This is a genomic window from Solibacillus sp. FSL K6-1781 (assembly GCF_038630735.1).
Taxonomy (GTDB): domain Bacteria; phylum Bacillota; class Bacilli; order Bacillales_A; family Planococcaceae; genus Solibacillus; species Solibacillus silvestris.
In genome coordinates, this window is sequence record NZ_CP152038.1 from 4,119,705 (window position 1) to 4,136,239 (window position 16,535).

At 38.0% G+C, this 16,535-nt stretch carries 19 protein-coding genes; 2 read left to right on the forward strand and 17 right to left on the reverse strand.

Annotated features, from left to right (window positions below; all coding sequences use genetic code 11):
• Positions 1–5 precede the first annotated feature (5 nt).
• The gene (gene rbsB / locus MHH37_RS20880; protein ID WP_342574501.1) at positions 6–944 is read left to right on the forward strand and encodes a ribose ABC transporter substrate-binding protein RbsB; all 939 of its coding nucleotides are present in this window, start codon (positions 6–8) and stop codon (positions 942–944) included.
• A 156-nt stretch (positions 945–1,100) separates the two neighbouring features.
• Here the strand turns inward: rbsB and rpsR are convergent, their stop codons facing one another.
• The 6 genes from rpsR to MHH37_RS20910 all read right to left on the reverse strand — a co-directional run bounded on the left by rpsR (position 1,101) and on the right by MHH37_RS20910 (position 4,816).
• Positions 1,101–1,340 carry a 30S ribosomal protein S18 gene (rpsR, locus tag MHH37_RS20885; protein WP_172954456.1) on the reverse strand — a complete coding sequence of 80 codons (240 nt, stop codon included), beginning with the start codon at positions 1,338–1,340 and terminating at the stop codon, positions 1,101–1,103.
• A 41-nt stretch (positions 1,341–1,381) separates the two neighbouring features.
• Positions 1,382–1,939, reverse strand: coding sequence for a single-stranded DNA-binding protein (gene ssb, locus MHH37_RS20890; protein WP_014822353.1), 558 nt, complete (start codon positions 1,937–1,939; stop codon positions 1,382–1,384).
• Positions 1,940–1,977: 38 nt separating this feature from the next.
• The gene (rpsF, locus tag MHH37_RS20895) at positions 1,978–2,268 is read right to left on the reverse strand and encodes a 30S ribosomal protein S6 (RefSeq protein WP_008408357.1); all 291 of its coding nucleotides are present in this window, start codon (positions 2,266–2,268) and stop codon (positions 1,978–1,980) included.
• 209 nt (positions 2,269–2,477) lie between these two features.
• Positions 2,478–3,578 (reverse strand): redox-regulated ATPase YchF, encoded by a 1,101-nt coding sequence (gene ychF / locus MHH37_RS20900; RefSeq protein WP_014822352.1) that lies wholly within the window; start codon positions 3,576–3,578, stop codon positions 2,478–2,480.
• A 128-nt stretch (positions 3,579–3,706) separates the two neighbouring features.
• Complete coding sequence (locus tag MHH37_RS20905; protein WP_008408362.1) at positions 3,707–3,907, reverse strand: DUF951 domain-containing protein; 201 nt, start codon at positions 3,905–3,907, stop codon at positions 3,707–3,709.
• A 3-nt stretch (positions 3,908–3,910) separates the two neighbouring features.
• A complete protein-coding gene (locus MHH37_RS20910) occupies positions 3,911–4,816 on the reverse strand; it encodes a mechanosensitive ion channel family protein (RefSeq protein WP_087617924.1) in 906 nt (301 codons plus the stop codon).
• Between the two features lie 115 nt (positions 4,817–4,931).
• Between MHH37_RS20910 and yyaC the strand changes: the two genes are divergently transcribed.
• The gene (gene yyaC / locus MHH37_RS20915) at positions 4,932–5,558 is read left to right on the forward strand and encodes a spore protease YyaC (RefSeq protein ID WP_008408365.1); all 627 of its coding nucleotides are present in this window, start codon (positions 4,932–4,934) and stop codon (positions 5,556–5,558) included.
• On the opposite strand, the gene MHH37_RS20920 is transcribed toward yyaC, so the two are convergent.
• The 11 genes from MHH37_RS20920 to rpmH all read right to left on the reverse strand — a co-directional run bounded on the left by MHH37_RS20920 (position 5,475) and on the right by rpmH (position 15,849).
• On the reverse strand, positions 5,475–6,182 hold the full coding sequence (locus MHH37_RS20920; protein WP_342574505.1) for a DUF554 domain-containing protein: 708 nt from the start codon (positions 6,180–6,182) through the stop codon (positions 5,475–5,477). The genes yyaC and MHH37_RS20920 overlap by 84 nt on opposite strands.
• 188 nt (positions 6,183–6,370) lie before the next feature.
• A complete protein-coding gene (locus MHH37_RS20925; RefSeq protein ID WP_014822349.1) occupies positions 6,371–7,216 on the reverse strand; it encodes a ParB/RepB/Spo0J family partition protein in 846 nt (281 codons plus the stop codon).
• The gene (locus tag MHH37_RS20930) at positions 7,209–7,970 is read right to left on the reverse strand and encodes an AAA family ATPase (RefSeq protein WP_014822348.1); all 762 of its coding nucleotides are present in this window, start codon (positions 7,968–7,970) and stop codon (positions 7,209–7,211) included. Before MHH37_RS20930 ends, MHH37_RS20925 begins: the two co-directional genes overlap by 8 nt.
• A 222-nt stretch (positions 7,971–8,192) precedes the next feature.
• On the reverse strand, positions 8,193–9,077 hold the full coding sequence (gene noc, locus MHH37_RS20935; protein WP_008408374.1) for a nucleoid occlusion protein: 885 nt from the start codon (positions 9,075–9,077) through the stop codon (positions 8,193–8,195).
• Positions 9,078–9,338: 261 nt separating this feature from the next.
• Complete coding sequence (gene rsmG / locus MHH37_RS20940; RefSeq protein ID WP_014822346.1) at positions 9,339–10,055, reverse strand: 16S rRNA (guanine(527)-N(7))-methyltransferase RsmG; 717 nt, start codon at positions 10,053–10,055, stop codon at positions 9,339–9,341.
• Positions 10,056–10,114: 59 nt separating this feature from the next.
• Positions 10,115–12,010 (reverse strand): tRNA uridine-5-carboxymethylaminomethyl(34) synthesis enzyme MnmG, encoded by a 1,896-nt coding sequence (gene mnmG, locus MHH37_RS20945; protein ID WP_140405569.1) that lies wholly within the window; start codon positions 12,008–12,010, stop codon positions 10,115–10,117.
• Between the two features lie 27 nt (positions 12,011–12,037).
• Entirely contained in the window at positions 12,038–13,423 is a 1,386-nt protein-coding gene (mnmE, locus tag MHH37_RS20950) for a tRNA uridine-5-carboxymethylaminomethyl(34) synthesis GTPase MnmE (RefSeq protein WP_008408382.1), read from the reverse strand.
• Positions 13,424–13,597: 174 nt separating this feature from the next.
• Positions 13,598–14,362: an RNA-binding cell elongation regulator Jag/EloR gene (gene jag / locus MHH37_RS20955; RefSeq protein ID WP_342574508.1), complete on the reverse strand. Its 765-nt coding sequence runs from the start codon at positions 14,360–14,362 to the stop codon at positions 13,598–13,600.
• Positions 14,363–15,145, reverse strand: a complete 783-nt coding sequence (yidC, locus tag MHH37_RS20960) for a membrane protein insertase YidC (protein ID WP_008408385.1) — start codon at positions 15,143–15,145, stop codon at positions 14,363–14,365.
• Between the two features lie 132 nt (positions 15,146–15,277).
• A complete protein-coding gene (gene rnpA / locus MHH37_RS20965) occupies positions 15,278–15,619 on the reverse strand; it encodes a ribonuclease P protein component (RefSeq protein ID WP_008408387.1) in 342 nt (113 codons plus the stop codon).
• Between the two features lie 95 nt (positions 15,620–15,714).
• On the reverse strand, positions 15,715–15,849 hold the full coding sequence (rpmH, locus tag MHH37_RS20970) for a 50S ribosomal protein L34 (protein ID WP_008408389.1): 135 nt from the start codon (positions 15,847–15,849) through the stop codon (positions 15,715–15,717).
• Positions 15,850–16,535: the final 686 nt, after the last annotated feature.

Below are 16,535 nucleotides of genomic sequence, written 5' to 3' on the forward strand. Positions count from 1 at the left end.
TAAGCGTGAAAAAACAATTAATATTATTAATGGCACTTTTGGCCACTGTGATGCTATCGGCTTGTTCGGTAAAACCTGGCTTCTCTTTGGAACCTTCTTTCGGAACATCTGCCACATCTACAAAAGGCAGTAGTGATACATTGACAATCGGTTTATCGATTTCAACTTTAAATAATCCATTTTTTGTGACGCTAAGTGAAAATGCGGAAGCAAAAGCAAGAGAACTTGGTGTAAATACAACGATTGTAGATGCCCAAGATAATGCGTCTAAACAAGCTTCCGATATTGAAGATTTAATCCAGCAAAATGTTGATTTGATCATTATTAACCCTGTAGATTCTGTTGCTGTTGCAACTGCTGTTGAATCTGCTAATGCTTTAAATATTCCCGTCATTACGGTAGACCGTTCTTCTGAAGGTGGAGAAGTCGTATCGCATATCGCCTCTGATAACGTAGCTGGCGGAAAACTGGCAGGAGAATATATTACAGAGTTGGTTGGTGAAGGTGCCAAAGTCGTCGAGTTGGAAGGTGTCGCAGGTTCATCTGCTGCACGTGATCGTGGACAGGGGTTCAATGAAGCTGTAACAGGCATCTTAGACGTCGTTGCAAAGCAAACAGCGAACTTTAACCGTTCAGAGGGCTTAACAGTCATGGAGAATATCCTGCAGTCTAATCCGGATGTTACAGCAGTATTTGCACACAATGACGAAATGGCATTAGGTGCGCAGGAAGCAATTTCAGCTTCAGGTAAGAAAATTGTAGTAGTCGGCTTTGATGCAACAGACGATGCGGTGGCTGCTGTAAAAGCAGGAAATCTAGCTGCAACCGTTGCCCAAAAACCTGATGAGATTGGAAAGATCGCGATGGAAACAGCGATTGCTTATTTAAACGGTGAAACGGTTGAAGATGTTATTCCAGTCAATCTTGATTTAATTACAAAATAATAATGTATGCAACAGCCTGCAAATGGGCTGTTGCACTTCTCAGGCTGTCACAAGTTGTTTTGTGGCAGCCTTTGTTTATGGATCTATAAAAAAACTTTATACAATAAAAAAAGTACAGCAGAAGACAATTAAGCCTTTGCTGTACTTTTTAAGAAATTATTTTTCTTCAGCTACGAATGGTAATAATGCCATAATACGTGAAACTTTGATTGCAGATGTAAGTTTACGTTGGTATTTAGCAGAAGTACCAGTTACGCGACGTGGTAAAATTTTACCGCGCTCAGAGATGAATTTCTTTAAAAGATCTACATCTTTGTAGTCGATGTGCGTAATGTTATTTGAAGTGAAGTAGCAAACTTTACGGCGTTTGCGGCCTCCGCGACGTGGTGCCATTATCGTGTTCCTCCTTTTAATTTTTAATTATAGATGTGAAATTCTTAGAACGGTAAATCGTCTTCAGAAACTTCAATCGGTCCTTTACTGTTTGCAAATGGATCTTCATCTACACGTGTATAGTTTTGCTGATTTTGAGCTGGCTGTTGATAAGAACCGTAAGAATCCTGTGATTGCGCGCCTCCAAATTGTTGGTTAGGCTGATTATAAGATGGCTGACCACCATAATTTTGCCCTCCACTGTATTGTTGGCTTGGTGCACCTTGTGATGCATTAGCTCCTCCACGTGGTTCTAAGAACTGCACTGAATCAGCAACGACATCTGTTGTATACACACGCTTTCCATCTTGTCCTTCAAAGCTACCTGTTTGAATACGACCCTCTACACCAATCAAACTCCCTTTTCTCATGAAGTTTGCTAAGTTTTCAGCTTGTTTTCTCCAGGCGATACAGCCTATGAAATCTGCTTCGCGTTCACCCGACTGACTCGAAAATGTACGGTTTACGGCAATCGTAAAACGTGCCATTGGAACTCCACTCGGTGTGTAACGAAGCTCTGGATCCTTTGTAAGCCTTCCGACTAATACGACACGGTTAATCATCAATGCACCCTCCTTTTTTCAGCATTTAAGTTTAAAAATTATTTGTCTTCTTCGCGTACTGCGATGTGACGGATGATGTCTTCGCTGATGTTAGCTAGACGAGTGTATTCGTTGATAGCTTCAGTACCAGCGTTAACTTTCACGATTTGGTAGAAACCTTCGCGGAAGTCATTGATTTCGTAAGCTAAACGACGCTTACCCCAATCTTTTGCTTCTGTGATCTCTGCACCATTTGAAGTTAAGATTTCTTGGAAACGCTCTACTAAAGCTTTCTTCGCTTCTTCTTCAATGTTTGGGCGGATGATGTACATTAATTCGTACTTTCTCATTTGTGTTTGCACCTCCTTATGGACTTGGGCTCTCCTACTAAATAGGGAGCAAGGAGCAAGTAACTTCTATTACTCACATCAATGAATTGTATCATAGTTGTTATTTCTATGCAACTGGCTACGTCTTTTAATATTAAGGAAATAGCTTATTTTCATATATAAATAAACGCTTTGTGAGGATATATTTATACTCACAAAGCGTCTACTAATTATACGTTAAATAAGAACTCTAATACATCGCCGTCTTGTACAACATACTCTTTACCTTCAGCGCGTACTCGGCCTGCTTCTTTTGCAGCTGGCTTTGAACCGTATTCTACTAAATCCGTATATGCCACTGTTTCAGCACGGATAAAGCCGCGTTCAAAGTCAGAGTGAATAATACCAGCACATTGTGGTGCTTTCATGCCTTTACGGAATGTCCATGCACGAACTTCCTGCACACCAGCTGTAAAGTAAGTAGCCAAACCTAATAGGCTGTACGAAGCTTTAATCAATTGGTCTAATCCTGATTCAGCAATTCCTAATTCAGCTAAAAATTCTTTTTTCTCATCGTCTTCCAACTCAGAAATTTCTTCCTCAATTTTCGCGCAAACAGTAATTACTTGTGCGCCTTCAGCTGCTGCGTATTCTTGTACCATTTTTACATACTTGTTTTCAGATGGATCTGCTACCTCGTCCTCAGAAACGTTCGCAACATAAAGCATTGGTTTAATCGTTAATAGATGTAAACCTTTGATCACTTTTTTCTCGTCATCTGATAGATCTGCCGCGCGAGCAGGTTTTTCAGCTTCTAATACGTCTTTAAGCTTTTGAAGAATTGGCTCTTCTACCATTGCTTCTTTATCTTTTTGCTTTGCCATTTTTGCTACACGTGCAATACGTTTATCTACTGATTCCATATCCGCTAAAATTAATTCTAAATTAATTACTTCAATGTCATCGATAGGATTTACTGTACCTGAAACGTGCGTAATATTTTCATCTTCAAAACAACGTACAACTTGGCAAATTGCATCCACTTCACGAATGTGGGCAAGGAATTTGTTTCCTAAACCTTCACCAGTAGAAGCACCTTTTACGATACCCGCGATATCAGTAAACTCAAAAGTTGTCGGAACTGTTTTCTTTGGTACTACTAATTCTGTTAATTTGTCTAAACGCTCATCCGGAACAGTTACGCTGCCAACATTCGGTTCGATTGTTGCGAACGGATAGTTAGCCGCAAGTGCACCTGCTTTTGTAATTGCGTTGAATAAAGTCGATTTTCCTACGTTAGGTAAACCAACAATACCAGCTGTTAATGCCATATTGACACAACCTTTCTATGTTCAGTTCATTTAAATTTATTATTAATTCTTTTATGGATTTTTCTGTCCATTAAATTTTACAACCTTGTCTATTATATTGATTGCGCGCATAAAAGTCTATTTTGCTTTTAGACTTCTTCTGCCTGGCGTAAAATTTTCTTCATTTTCTTCTCAAACTCGCGGCGTGGAATCATAACGCTATGTCCGCAACCTTCACATTTTATACGAATATCGGCACCTAATCGAATTACTTTCCATTCGTTCGTGCCACAAGGATGTTGCTTTTTCATTTCCACAACGTCATTAAGACTGTACTGCTTTGCTTCCATCTATTATTCTCCTCCCTGATTTCGCTCATAAAACATCATTTTCGGTACAGCAAGAGGAATGCCGTTACGAGTCAGGATATCCATTACATCTTTTCGGATAATACGGGAAATGGAATACTGCTGTAAAGGCAATGTTTCCAACGTAATACCAATTGTCGCTTCTGTGCTTGTCGTATTTGTTACGCCTAGAAAAACCGGAGCAGTGACAAGCTCCTCATACTTTTCCGGTAATGTATCCAGATAGCTTTGTATAACCATTTGGACTTTTTCAATATTGACATCAAGCGGAATTTGCATATTAATCGTAGCTTTTGAGTTGTTGATAGAATAGTTGATAACATCTACAATACTGCCGTTTGGAATAATAAATTGCTCTCCTGTTATCCCTTTCACTTTCGTTGTACGAAGACCAATCTCCATCACAGTACCTTCTGCCGTATTAATTTTTACAAAATCCCCTACACCAAACTGATCCTCTAAAATAATGAAGAACCCTGTAATAACATCCTTCACTAAGTTTTGCGCACCAAAGGCAATGGCCACAGAAGCAATACCTGCCCCTGCCAGTAACCCGGCAATTTGTATATTCATAGCCGATAAAATTCCCATTATGGCAGAGAAGTACACTAAATAGCTCAATACGCTTTGCAGCAGCTTTACAATCGTAAGCTGTCGACGCTCATTATTTCTTACACGCAGCATAAACACTCGGTGAATGACCTTCTTGCCGATAAAAACGACAAGGTATGAAATAACGATAATCGCCAGAATTTTCGCGCTGGCTACAATGATCTTATCCAAAAATTCCGCACTTGTGACGTATTCCCAAAGTTTAGTCGTATAGCGTGCGAGTCCTTTAATATCCGTTTCAGCAAATTCCTCTAAATCTAATTTCAAATCTTTTTCCAAATTTTCCACCTCTTGTATAACAAACTTTAAAATTGAATATACTGCATAAATATATCGTATTTTAGCTTATTTCTCGAGTAATCTATTTAAATTTAAAAATTAAAGGAGTGATAATATGACACAAGCCTGTCCTCAAAATTATAGTGTACACTACGAACAGACGAGCGCTGTTTGGGAGCTGAGCGAAATCTTTTTAAAAACGATTCCGTTTGATCATGAAGAACTTATTTTTTGCTGTATCGGTACAGACCGATCTACAGGAGATGCATTAGGCCCGATTATCGGCAGCCAGCTGCACCAAACTTTCTCATTTCCATTTCCGGTTGTTGGAACTTTGCAGGCACCACTTCATGCCCTCAATATTGTAGAGCGTTACGAGCAGTTGATTAATGAAAAAGAGCAACCTTTTATTATTGCCATTGATGCTTGTTTAGGTGAATCAAATGCGATTGGTTCTATTCTAATCCAACAGGGCCCTCTTTATCCCGGAAAGGCCGTGAAAAAAGAGTTGCCCCCTATCGGTAATATTTCTGTAAAAGGAATTGTTAACGTCGGAGGCTTTATGGAAGCTAAAGTATTACAAAATACGAGACTGCATGTTACGTATTCTATGAGTGATAAAATTGTTCGAGCACTTGTTTTGGCATGGCAGCGTCACTTACTGAAACGGAAAAATAATCGCAACGAGTATCCCGACCATCAAAATCGCTGGCAGCAAATTGGCTATACGGATTTTCGTTAATCCGGCAATATTCAAACCGATTGCCATAATCATAATACCGCCCGTTGCTGTCATTTCTGTGATAAATAGATCCAGTGCTTCACTAGGAATATATGTACTAATAGCACCTGCAAATAATGCAATCGAGCCTTGATATAAAAGTACAGGAATTGCTGATAATATGACACCGATCCCTAAAGTTGAACTTAATATAATGGACATAAATCCATCAATAATCCCTTTAGTGATGAGTATATTGTGATCGTTGCGCAAGCCACTATCAAGAGCACCTAGAATTCCCATTGAACCAATAACAAAAATGAGCGTTGCAGTAACAAACCCCTCTGCAATCGTTCCTTTTTGTGCACGTTTTCCAAAAAGGGACTCAATCCATTGACCGAAACGATTAAACTTTCCTTCAAGGTCGAGCCATTCACCGATGACCGCACCAATGATTAAACTGACTATAAGGAGAATAAAATTCGTACTCTCCAGCCCCATTTGGATTCCTAATAGCGCAACAACTAACCCGATAATGGATAACACTGTCTGCTGCATGGATTCTGGAATATTTTTGAAGACACGGCCGACCAATGCACCGATTACGATAAATAATGCATTTAACAGAGAACCTAGTAATACCATGAAATTTTCCTCTTTCTATTTGCTGTCCTACAAATTCAATTTTAACCCTTATAACGGATAGTAATTTGACTGCCTCTGAAGAATTGAGGCAGAGGTAAGACTCCCTTTATGTATTAGGTAAGTATTAGTCTTTTTTATATTATAACTGTTCATAAAAAAAGTGCTGAAACTTTTCGCTCAGCACCTTTTTATTGTTGTTCCATATTTAATATTTCCAAAATACGATGCAGATCATCATCTGAATAAAACTCGATTTCAATTTTACCTTTGTTCTTAGCTTTTTTGATTTGTACTTGTGTTCCAAAATAATCGCGTAGTTGGGACTCTGTTGCCTGGGTATGAATATCCTTTTTGGTAGGCTTTGTTTCACGTGAAACAGCTTCATTTAAATCTTGAATATACTTTTCCAACTGACGGACATTAAGGTGGTCTTTTATAACTTTTTGAGCCACTTCAGGTATACGTCGTTTATTTTTTAAACCAAGCAATGCTCGTCCATGCCCCATTGTAAGCTTTCCTTCGTTGACAAGGTCCCGAATATCTTCCGGTAACTGCAGCAGACGAATTAAGTTGGCAATATGTGGACGACTTTTCCCTAATCGTTTCGCTAAATCATCTTGTGTAAAATTCAGTTTCACAATTAAACTGTTGTATGCTTCTGCTTCTTCAATTGGTGTTAAATCTTCGCGTTGCAAGTTTTCCAATATAGCAACTTCCATCATTTGCTGCTCATTAAAATCTTTTACAATGACAGGGACTTCTGTCAAACCTGCACTAACCGCCGCACGATAACGGCGTTCACCTGCTACAATTTCATATTTCCTTCCGTTTTTACGGACGACAATCGGTTGAATAATACCATGTTCATGAATAGAGCTAGCTAATTCTTCGATTGCAGTTTCATCAAAAATTTTACGTGGCTGAAATGGGTTTGCTAAAATTTTTCCGACTGCAATTTGCTGTACCTGGTCTTCTTTATGTACGGCCTCTTCACGAAAAAGCGCATCAATCCCTTTACCTAAACCTTTAACCATTTTTAATCACTTCCCTTGCAAACTCTAAATAAATTTCTGCCCCGCGCGATTTTGCATCATATAAAATTACCGGTTTCCCATGACTCGGTGCCTCACTTAACCGCACATTACGCGGAATAATTGAGCGATATACTTTATCCTGGAAATAGCGCTTTACTTCGTCAATTACTTGAAGCCCTAAATTCGTACGGGCATCCAGCATTGTGAGTAGCACTCCATCAATCATTAACTCCTTGTTCAAATGCTTTTGGACAAGGCGGACGGTGGAAAGCAACTGACTCAGCCCTTCTAATGCATAATATTCACATTGTACCGGGATAATCAGTGCATCGGAGGCAGTCAGCGCATTAATAGTTAATAAGCCAAGTGATGGCGGACAATCAATAATAATGAAATCAAAGTTATTTTTAATCTCCTGTAATGACTTTTTCAGTCGAACTTCACGGGAGATTGTGGAAACAAGCTCAATTTCAGCACCTGCCAATGAGATTGTAGCAGGGACAATATATAAGTTTTCTACATCTGTTTGTTGAATAACGCCTTTAATATCTTCATCATTAATTAATACATCGTATATACAGCTTTCCAAATCACCTTTTCGAACACCTAATCCGCTTGAAGCGTTACCTTGTGGGTCGATATCGATTATTAATACTTTCTTTCCTAAAAAAGCTAAACATGCACTTAAGTTAACAGAGGTTGTCGTTTTTCCAACGCCACCTTTTTGATTGGCTATCGCAATAATACGTCCCAATATCCGCACCTGCTTTCATCACTTCAATTTAGGTATATTTTTAAAGTCTAAAAATCTTGGATGATTAAATCTTCCTTTTATAATACTGTTTCTTTTATCTTAACAAAAAATGTTAGAAAACGATGCTATGAAACTAAATTTATTTTCAAAAAACTTGCTGCTTCTACTAATCTACTAAAAAAACTGCCTAGAAAGTCGTTATCTTTCGGGCAGTTCACTAATTTATTTTTTCTTCGGAATTTTTACAGTGATTTGGTAGTAATCATCTGTATCTTCTTCCTCCGTTTTAACATTAATTCCACTTTTCGTCACCATTGATAACGACTGCTTGATCGTATTAAGGGCAATACGTACATCTTTGCTAATCGCTTTTCTGCTTGGTTTACGTTTTTTTATCTCAGGCTCATCGGGATTTAGAATTTTTTGAATTTGTTCTTCAAGCTGTCTAACATTCCAATCAAACTCTTTTGTCGCTGCAATGAGCTGCATTTGTAATTGCTCATCTTTGATTACAATTAAAGCTCGGGCATGACGTTCCGAAATTTCACGATTTAAAATAGCATCCTGAACAAATTGAGGCAACTTTAATAAACGCAATTTATTAGCAACTGTTGATTGTCCTTTACCAAGACGTTGTGCAAGCGCTTCTTGTGTAAGCTGATGCAATCCTAATAATTGTTGATAAGCAAGCGCTTCTTCAATTGCTGTTAATTCCTCACGTTGAAGGTTTTCAATAAGGGCAATAGACGCCGTTTCTCGATCATTTAAATTACGTACAATAGCAGGTACTTCTGTCCATTGTAGGGATTTCATCGCTCGATAACGTCGCTCACCGGCAATTATTTCATATTTATCCGCGTCATCATTAATTGGACGAATCACAATTGGTTGAATGACGCCGTGTGTATGAATCGTTCTTGCTAATTCTTCAATCTTCTCATCATCAAAAACTGTACGTGGCTGATAACGGTTCGGAATGATTTTGTCTATTGGAATTTTAACTACTTCTTCTGAAGCCATCGAGATATTCTCTATTACTTCTACTTCACTTTTTACTTCTGGCTCTTTGCTCCCGCCTCCGAAAAAACGTGAAAAAGTACTTTTCATCCGTGTGGCACCACCTTTAGGAAACTGTCTACCTCATATACAATATTATTTCTGATTCAATCAAAAATGTACAGTGTTCAATGAATAGTAATTTAGGTGATAGACTGAATTCGCCTAAAATAGGACAAAATAGTGTCTATACCCATTTGTATTTCAAAATAAACTTATATTTTTCTATCCACTAAAAAAACATAAATATAAATATATATGCAGCAAAAGACGGATATATTTCAAATTTGGCAAATTTATTTATTTATTTATTTATTTAATTGGTGTTTTATTCGGAACACCTGGTTTACGCGGGTATTTTTTCGGTGTCGATTTTACTTTATCAAATACATAAAGTGAACGTTCGCTTTCCTCAACCGGTAAATGGAATGCAAACTCCTCTATTAATTTTCCGCCTAACGTAGAAATGGCTTTTGTCGCATCTTTTAATTCCTCTGCACCTGCTGCAGCTTTTAATGCAACAAAATAACCGCCTTCTTTTGCTAAAGGAATACATAACTCTGATAAAACAGAAAGACGTGCTACCGCGCGGGCTGTTACAACATCAAACTTTTCACGATATGCTGCATTTTGACCGAACTCTTCAGCACGGGCATGAACAAATGTCATATGATCCAAGTTTAACTCATTTGTTAAATGATTTAAAAATGTAATTCGTTTGTTAAGTGAATCGACAATCGTAATTTGTAAGTGAGGGAAGCAAATTTTAATCGGAATACTTGGGAATCCTGCACCTGCACCAACGTCGCATACCGTTGTCACCTTTGTAAAATCAAAATAAAAAGACGCACTGATCGAATCATAGAAGTGCTTTAAATAAACACCTTCCAAATCCGTAATCGCCGTTAAATTCATTTTTTCATTCCACTCAACCAATAGCTCAAAATATTTTTTAAACTGCGCAATCTGGTGTTCTGATAGCTCAATACCCTTTTCCTTCAATGCTTCGATAAACTGCTTTTCGTTCATAAAATGATTCCTCCATATTAAAGAATGAGCGTCTTTCTGGATAAAGACGCTCACATCATTCAGTTCGTAGTTACTTTTGCAATTTTACCTTGCTCAATATAGACAAGTAAAATTGAAACATCTGCAGGGTTAACACCTGAAATACGCGATGCTTGAGCAATTGAAAGCGGCTGAACACTTTTCAGTTTCATACGTGCTTCTGTTGCTAAGCTTGGAATGGCATCATAATCGATATTTTCAGGGATTTTCTTATCCTCAAGCTTCTTCATTTTCTCTACTTGCTGAAGCGCTTTTTGAATATACCCTTCATATTTTAATTGAATTTCAATCTGCTCTTTTACATCATCCGAAAGTTCGATTTCCGATGGAGTAAGGGAAGCAACTAAATCATACGTCATTTCTGTACGTTTTAAAAGGTCTGCTCCGCGGATACCATCTTTTAGCTCCGCACCGCCAGCATTACGGATTACTTCCTGCGTTGTCGCATTTGGTTTAATAATAACTTCACGCAGACGGGCAATTTCCTGTTCAATCTGTGCTTTTTTATGTTGGAACTTCACATAACGCTCTTCCGTAATCATCCCTGCTTTATAACCGATTTCCGTTAAACGTAAATCTGCATTGTCATGACGTAACAGAAGACGGTACTCTGCACGAGATGTTAATAAACGGTAAGGCTCATTTGTACCCTTTGTAACTAGATCGTCGATTAATACACCGATATAAGCATCTGAACGGTCTAAAATGATTTCTTCACGGCCTAAAACTTTTGCTGCTGCATTCATCCCGGCCATTAAACCTTGGCCTGCTGCTTCTTCATAACCTGAAGTACCATTAATTTGACCTGCTGTATAAAGACCTTGAATTTTTTTCGTTTCTAATGTTGGCCATAATTGTGTAGGAATGACTGAATCATACTCAATGGCATAGCCAGCACGCATCATTTCCGCATTTTCCAACCCTGGAATAGAAGCAATTAATTTCTTTTGAACATGCTCAGGTAAGCTTGTCGATAAACCTTGGACATATACTTCACGTGTATTGCGTCCTTCTGGCTCAAGGAAAATCTGGTGACGCGGCTTATCGTTAAAGCGTGTTACTTTATCTTCAATGGATGGGCAGTAACGTGGACCTGTCCCTTTAATCATCCCTGAAAACATTGGGGATAGGTGCAGATTTTCCTCAATTGTACGATGTGTTTCTTCTGTTGTATAAGTTAACCAGCAAGGTAGCTGATCCATAATATATTCTGTTGTTTCAAAACTGAATGCACGGGGTACATCATCACCAGGTTGAATTTCCGTTTTAGAATAATCAATTGTACGGTTGTTTACACGTGGTGGTGTCCCTGTTTTAAATCGGATTAAGTCGAATCCTAATTCTTTTAAGTTATCCGCTAATTTGATTGATGGCTGCTGGTTGTTTGGACCTGAAGAATATTTCAGATTTCCTAAAATAATTTCCCCACGTAAAAACGTACCTGTAGTAATGATGACAGCCGGTGCACGGTAAATTGCTCCAACTTGTGTAATAACACCTTTTACTTCGCCATCCTCTACAATTAGTTCATCGACCATTGCCTGATGAATTTGAAGGTTTTCTTCTTCTTCCAAAACCCGTTTCATTTCATGCTGATACTGGAATTTATCCGCTTGTGCACGTAAAGCACGTACTGCTGGACCTTTCCCGGTATTTAACATGCGCATTTGAATATGTGTTTTATCGATAATGCGTCCCATTAAACCGCCAAGTGCATCAATTTCGCGAACAACGATTCCTTTTGCAGGTCCGCCGACTGATGGATTACAAGGCATAAACGCAATCATATCTAAGTTAATTGTAAGCATGAGTGTTTTAGCACCCATTTTCGCAGCTGCATAGGCAGATTCCACACCTGCATGTCCTGCACCAACAACGATTACGTCAAAATTACCTGCTTCGTATTGTATTGACATGTTGTTCTTCCTCTCTTTTATTCCGATTTATTTCCCTAGACAGAACTGCGAGAATAGCTGATTGATCAAGCTTTCCTGTACAGTATCTCCAATAATTTCACCAAGAATTTCCCATGTACGTGTCACATCGATTTGAATCATATCGACAGGTACACCTGACTCAGCTGCAGCAAGCGCATCCTCAATCACCTGTTGAGCTTGATGCAATAGCGCAATATGTCGCGCATTTGATACATATGTTAAATCATTCGCTTCTACTTGCCCTTCAAAGAACAATGCTGCAATCGCTTCTTCCAGCTCGATTACACCTTCTTCTTTCAATAACGAAGTCGTTACGACACGATGTTTTCCAGCCAATTCATGAACACGGTTTAAATCGATTTTGCGTTCGATATCTGTCTTGTTGACAACGACAATATAATCCATCGCCTGAATCGTTTCAAAAAGGCGTTCATCTTCTTCTGTAAGCTCTTCTCCGTAATTTAATACAAGCAATATTAAATCGGCATCTTTTAATGCCTCTCTCGAACGTTCAACTCCGATTCGTTCAACAATATCTTCTGTTTCCCGAATACCTGCTGTATCAACTAAACGTAAAGGAACTCCACGTACATTTACGTATTCTTCAATAATATCACGAGTTGTACCTGCAATGTCGGTTACAATCGCTTTATTTTCTTGAACTAAACTATTTAAAAGAGATGATTTACCTACGTTTGGACGTCCTAAAATAACGGTAGATAAACCTTCACGTAAAATTTTGCCTTGGGATGATGTTTGAAGTAATTTAATAATTTCCTCTCGTACCCAACCGCATTTTTCAAGAAGTACAGGAATCGTCATTTCTTCTACATCGTCATATTCAGGATAATCAATATTTACTTCCACTTGTGCCAACGTCTCTAATAATGCCTGGCGTAAAGATGTAATGAGACGAGAAAGCTTTCCATCCATCTGGCCAAGCGCAACGTTCATCGCGCGGTCAGTTTTCGCACGAATTAAATCCATTACCGCTTCTGCCTGTGATAAGTCGATACGGCCATTTAAAAATGCACGTTTCGTAAATTCCCCAGGCTCTGCTAAACGTGCACCGTAACGTAAGACAAGCTGTAATACTCGGTTAACAGACACAATACCGCCATGACAATTGATTTCGACAACATCTTCTCGCGTAAAAGTTTTCGGTCCGCGCATTAAGCTCAACATAACTTCCTCTACCACTTCATCCGTTTTCGGGTCGATCAGATGTCCGTAATGGATCGTATGTGTCGCAACTTCCGTCAAACGCTTATGATTTGGTGATTTAAATATTTTATCTGCAATCGCTACCGCCTCATCGCCGCTCAAACGAACAATCGCAATAGCTCCTTCTCCCATTGGAGTGGAAATCGCAGCAATCGTATCGAATTCCATTTATATCCTCCTATTTCAGTGTTATCCACATGTGGATAAATCACATCCGTGCTATACTAACTAACAATTTAGACTAACATATTTTAATTAAAATCTAAAGTAATGTAGATTTGGTTCCATCTTTCATTAAAAAAACGACCTATCCAAAAGAATAGGTCGAAAACTGTCTGTATATTATTTTACTGGCTCTATGACTAAATATCGATTTGGTTCGACACCTTCTGAGTGCGTTTCAATATCTATACGATTTGCCAGGGCATTATGAATAATTTTTCGTTCATAAGATGCCATCGGTTCAAATGATACGGGTTTTCGTGTTCGAAGAGCCTTGTCCGCCATGCGTAATGCCAGCTGTTCAAGGGCAACTTGACGTCGCTCACGATAATCTTCCACATCCATTTGTAAAATCATAAACGATTTGGCTGTTTTATTAAGAATGAGCTGAGTTAAATGTTGAAGCGCATTTAATGTAAGACCACGCTTCCCAATTAATAATGCTGCTTTCTCGCTCGATAACTTAAATGAAACATGTTTACCATCTGTTTCATGGTCGATTGTTAAATCTGTAATTCCCATTCCTAAAGCAATATTCGTTAAATACTCTTTTGCTTCTTCAATAGGATCCACTTGTTGTTGTTCATGGTGAATTGGTTGATCTTCATTAGCTAAAACCGGCTCATTCTCGATTGTTTTCTCGACAATTGGTTGTTCTTCCACATCAGGTGCAGAATCTGAAGTCGTCTCTTGATCCACTTGCTGCTGAACAATTTCCTTTACAGTTACACGAACTTCAGCATTTCGTGCTCCAAAACCTAAAAATCCTTTTTTACCCTCTTGTAAAACTTCCACATCAACTTGTTCACGAATATGGCCAAGCTTTTGTAACGCTAATGAGATCGCTTCTTCTACTGTTGCGCCTATTTGCGTAGTTTGTTTCACTTATTTCGCTCCTTTTGCATCGGTAGCATCCGGTTTATTTTTATTCCAAGGTTTGTAAATAACAAGGTTTTGTAATACAGATACAAAGTTTCCAACTACCCAATATAATGATAAAGCGGCAGGTAAAATAATACCGAAACCAACAATCATTAATGGCATGATGTACATCATAATTTTCATTTGCGGATTATCTACAGCGGGACCAGTCATTAATACAACATACTGGATCAGACCTGCGATTACAGCAAATACAATACTTGGCTCCGCTAATGGAACCGCTAAAAATGTCCCTAGTTCAAATGCATCCGGTGTTGCATTCATACGGCTAATTGCATGATAGAAACCGATTAAGATCGGCATTTGAATAAGAATCGGTAAACATCCAGCTAATGGGTTAACACCTGAAGTCTGCATTAACTGCATCATTTCCTGCTGGTATTTTTGCTGAGTTGCCGCGTCTTTTGAGCTGTATTTTGCTTGCAGCTCTTTTAACTTCGGTTGCATTTCCTGCATTTTCTTAGAACTTTTTACTTGTTTAATAGTTAAAGGCAGAATGATTAGACGAATAATAACAGTTACGATAATAATTGCAAATGCATAATTCGCGGCATTACCTTCAAACATATCAGCAAAAAGCTTGATAAATGATACTAATGGCCAAACAATATATTCATTCCAAAAGCCATTACTTTCAGATGAAATTGGTTGGTCAAATTCTGTACAGCCTGATAGCAGTAATACTACTGAAACAAGTGACAGCATTATCCATAGATTTTTCTTCAACCTTCTTCCTCCTAAAGCAAACCTATTCAATTTTTATGACAATATTTTACCATGTACGGACGTTCGTACACTACTAATTGTTCTGTATATTCAAAGTTTCAAGTAATGAATGATAAACAATTAATTATGGAACTATCCTTTATATACTCTTGCAACCTTTAAAACATGCTGCAAGCTTTTTTTTGTTTCGTGAAAATCCAGTGTGGCCGCCTGCGTTCTGGCGATAATAACATAATCCATATCTTGTTTTACTTCATCTTTTAATTCCAGAAAAGCTTGGCGAATATAGCGTTTCACTTGAACCCGAGTGACCGCATTTCCTACTTTTTTGCTCACTGATAAGCCAATACGAAACGCCTGTTGTTCTTCCTTCTTCAAGCAATATACAACAAATTGGCGATTCGCAAACGACTTACCTTTTTTAAACACCTTTTGAAAATCTTCATTTTTCTTTATACGTTGGCGTTTATTCATGATCCATTCACCTGCTCCATCTAATCATTGGTACTTTTTTTGCTCATTCAACAACGATAAAAGAAAAAAAAGACCACTGATGTGGCTCAGTGGACTTATGCTGATAATACTTTTCTTCCTTTTTTACGACGGCGAGCTAATACGTTACGGCCGTTTTTAGTGCTCATACGAGCGCGGAAACCGTGAACTTTAGAGTGCTTACGTTTTTTAGGTTGGTACGTGCGTTTCATTTATATACACCTCCTGAATTCGAGCGTTACTATATCTATCTCTACATACAGACCATGATATTATATAAAGAATAAAACCTGTTTGTCAATGCCTCATTATAATTTTTCTCTTTTTCTATATAAACCTCATATAAATCCCTTTCCTGATTCACACTCTCAGTTATCCACAATTTATAAAATTAATTTACGTTTATGCTGTGAATAGTATTTTTGCTCTTAAAAATTATCCACAACGCTTATCTACAGGTTTTTCACATATAACAAACCTGTGGACAACTGTTATGTATATAACATATGATTATGTGGATAAGATCGTTTAAGTATTGAAATACCTAACTTTATTTGATACGATAACTGTGTTTTACTTTGTGGAATTCTTTTCTGGGAAATATATTATCCACAATTGTTGATAATCTGTGGACAAAGATTTCCCATACTCTAGAACAACCTTTATCCACAACTTGTGGTTATGTGCATGAACTCCTTTTTAATTATAAAATATATATTTTATAGCTCTGTTTACTATTAATCATTTAACAGAGCCTTTCTTTTTTCGTAAGCAAGAAAGTTTGCATTGTAAGGAAATTCACATAAAAAAGACTCTCATCTAATTTTGGTTAGTATGAGCCTTGTCATTTAAATATACGAATCGAATGTGAAATGAATTAATGAAAGGAAGAAAGAGC

Excerpts from the sequence above, each read along its gene's own strand:
- ssb (WP_014822353.1), bottom strand. The coding sequence starts at position 1,939 with ATGATTAACCGTGTCGTATTAGTCGGAAGGCTTACAAAGGATCCAGAG.
- MHH37_RS20925 (WP_014822349.1), bottom strand. The coding sequence starts at position 7,216 with ATGGTTAAAGGTTTAGGTAAAGGGATTGATGCGCTTTTTCGTGAAGAG.
- yyaC (WP_008408365.1), top strand. The coding sequence starts at position 4,932 with ATGACACAAGCCTGTCCTCAAAATTATAGTGTACACTACGAACAGACG.
- MHH37_RS20905 (WP_008408362.1), bottom strand. The coding sequence starts at position 3,907 with ATGGAAGCAAAGCAGTACAGTCTTAATGACGTTGTGGAAATGAAAAAG.
- MHH37_RS20920 (WP_342574505.1), bottom strand. The coding sequence starts at position 6,182 with ATGGTATTACTAGGTTCTCTGTTAAATGCATTATTTATCGTAATCGGT.
- mnmG (WP_140405569.1), bottom strand. The coding sequence starts at position 12,010 with ATGTCAATACAATACGAAGCAGGTAATTTTGACGTAATCGTTGTTGGT.
- mnmE (WP_008408382.1), bottom strand. The coding sequence starts at position 13,423 with ATGGAATTCGATACGATTGCTGCGATTTCCACTCCAATGGGAGAAGGA.
- ychF (WP_014822352.1), bottom strand. The coding sequence starts at position 3,578 with ATGGCATTAACAGCTGGTATTGTTGGTTTACCTAACGTAGGAAAATCG.
- rnpA (WP_008408387.1), bottom strand. The coding sequence starts at position 15,619 with ATGAATAAACGCCAACGTATAAAGAAAAATGAAGATTTTCAAAAGGTG.
- noc (WP_008408374.1), bottom strand. The coding sequence starts at position 9,077 with ATGAAAAGTACTTTTTCACGTTTTTTCGGAGGCGGGAGCAAAGAGCCA.
- rpsF (WP_008408357.1), bottom strand. The coding sequence starts at position 2,268 with ATGAGAAAGTACGAATTAATGTACATCATCCGCCCAAACATTGAAGAA.
- rpmH (WP_008408389.1), bottom strand. The coding sequence starts at position 15,849 with ATGAAACGCACGTACCAACCTAAAAAACGTAAGCACTCTAAAGTTCAC.
- rsmG (WP_014822346.1), bottom strand. The coding sequence starts at position 10,055 with ATGAACGAAAAGCAGTTTATCGAAGCATTGAAGGAAAAGGGTATTGAG.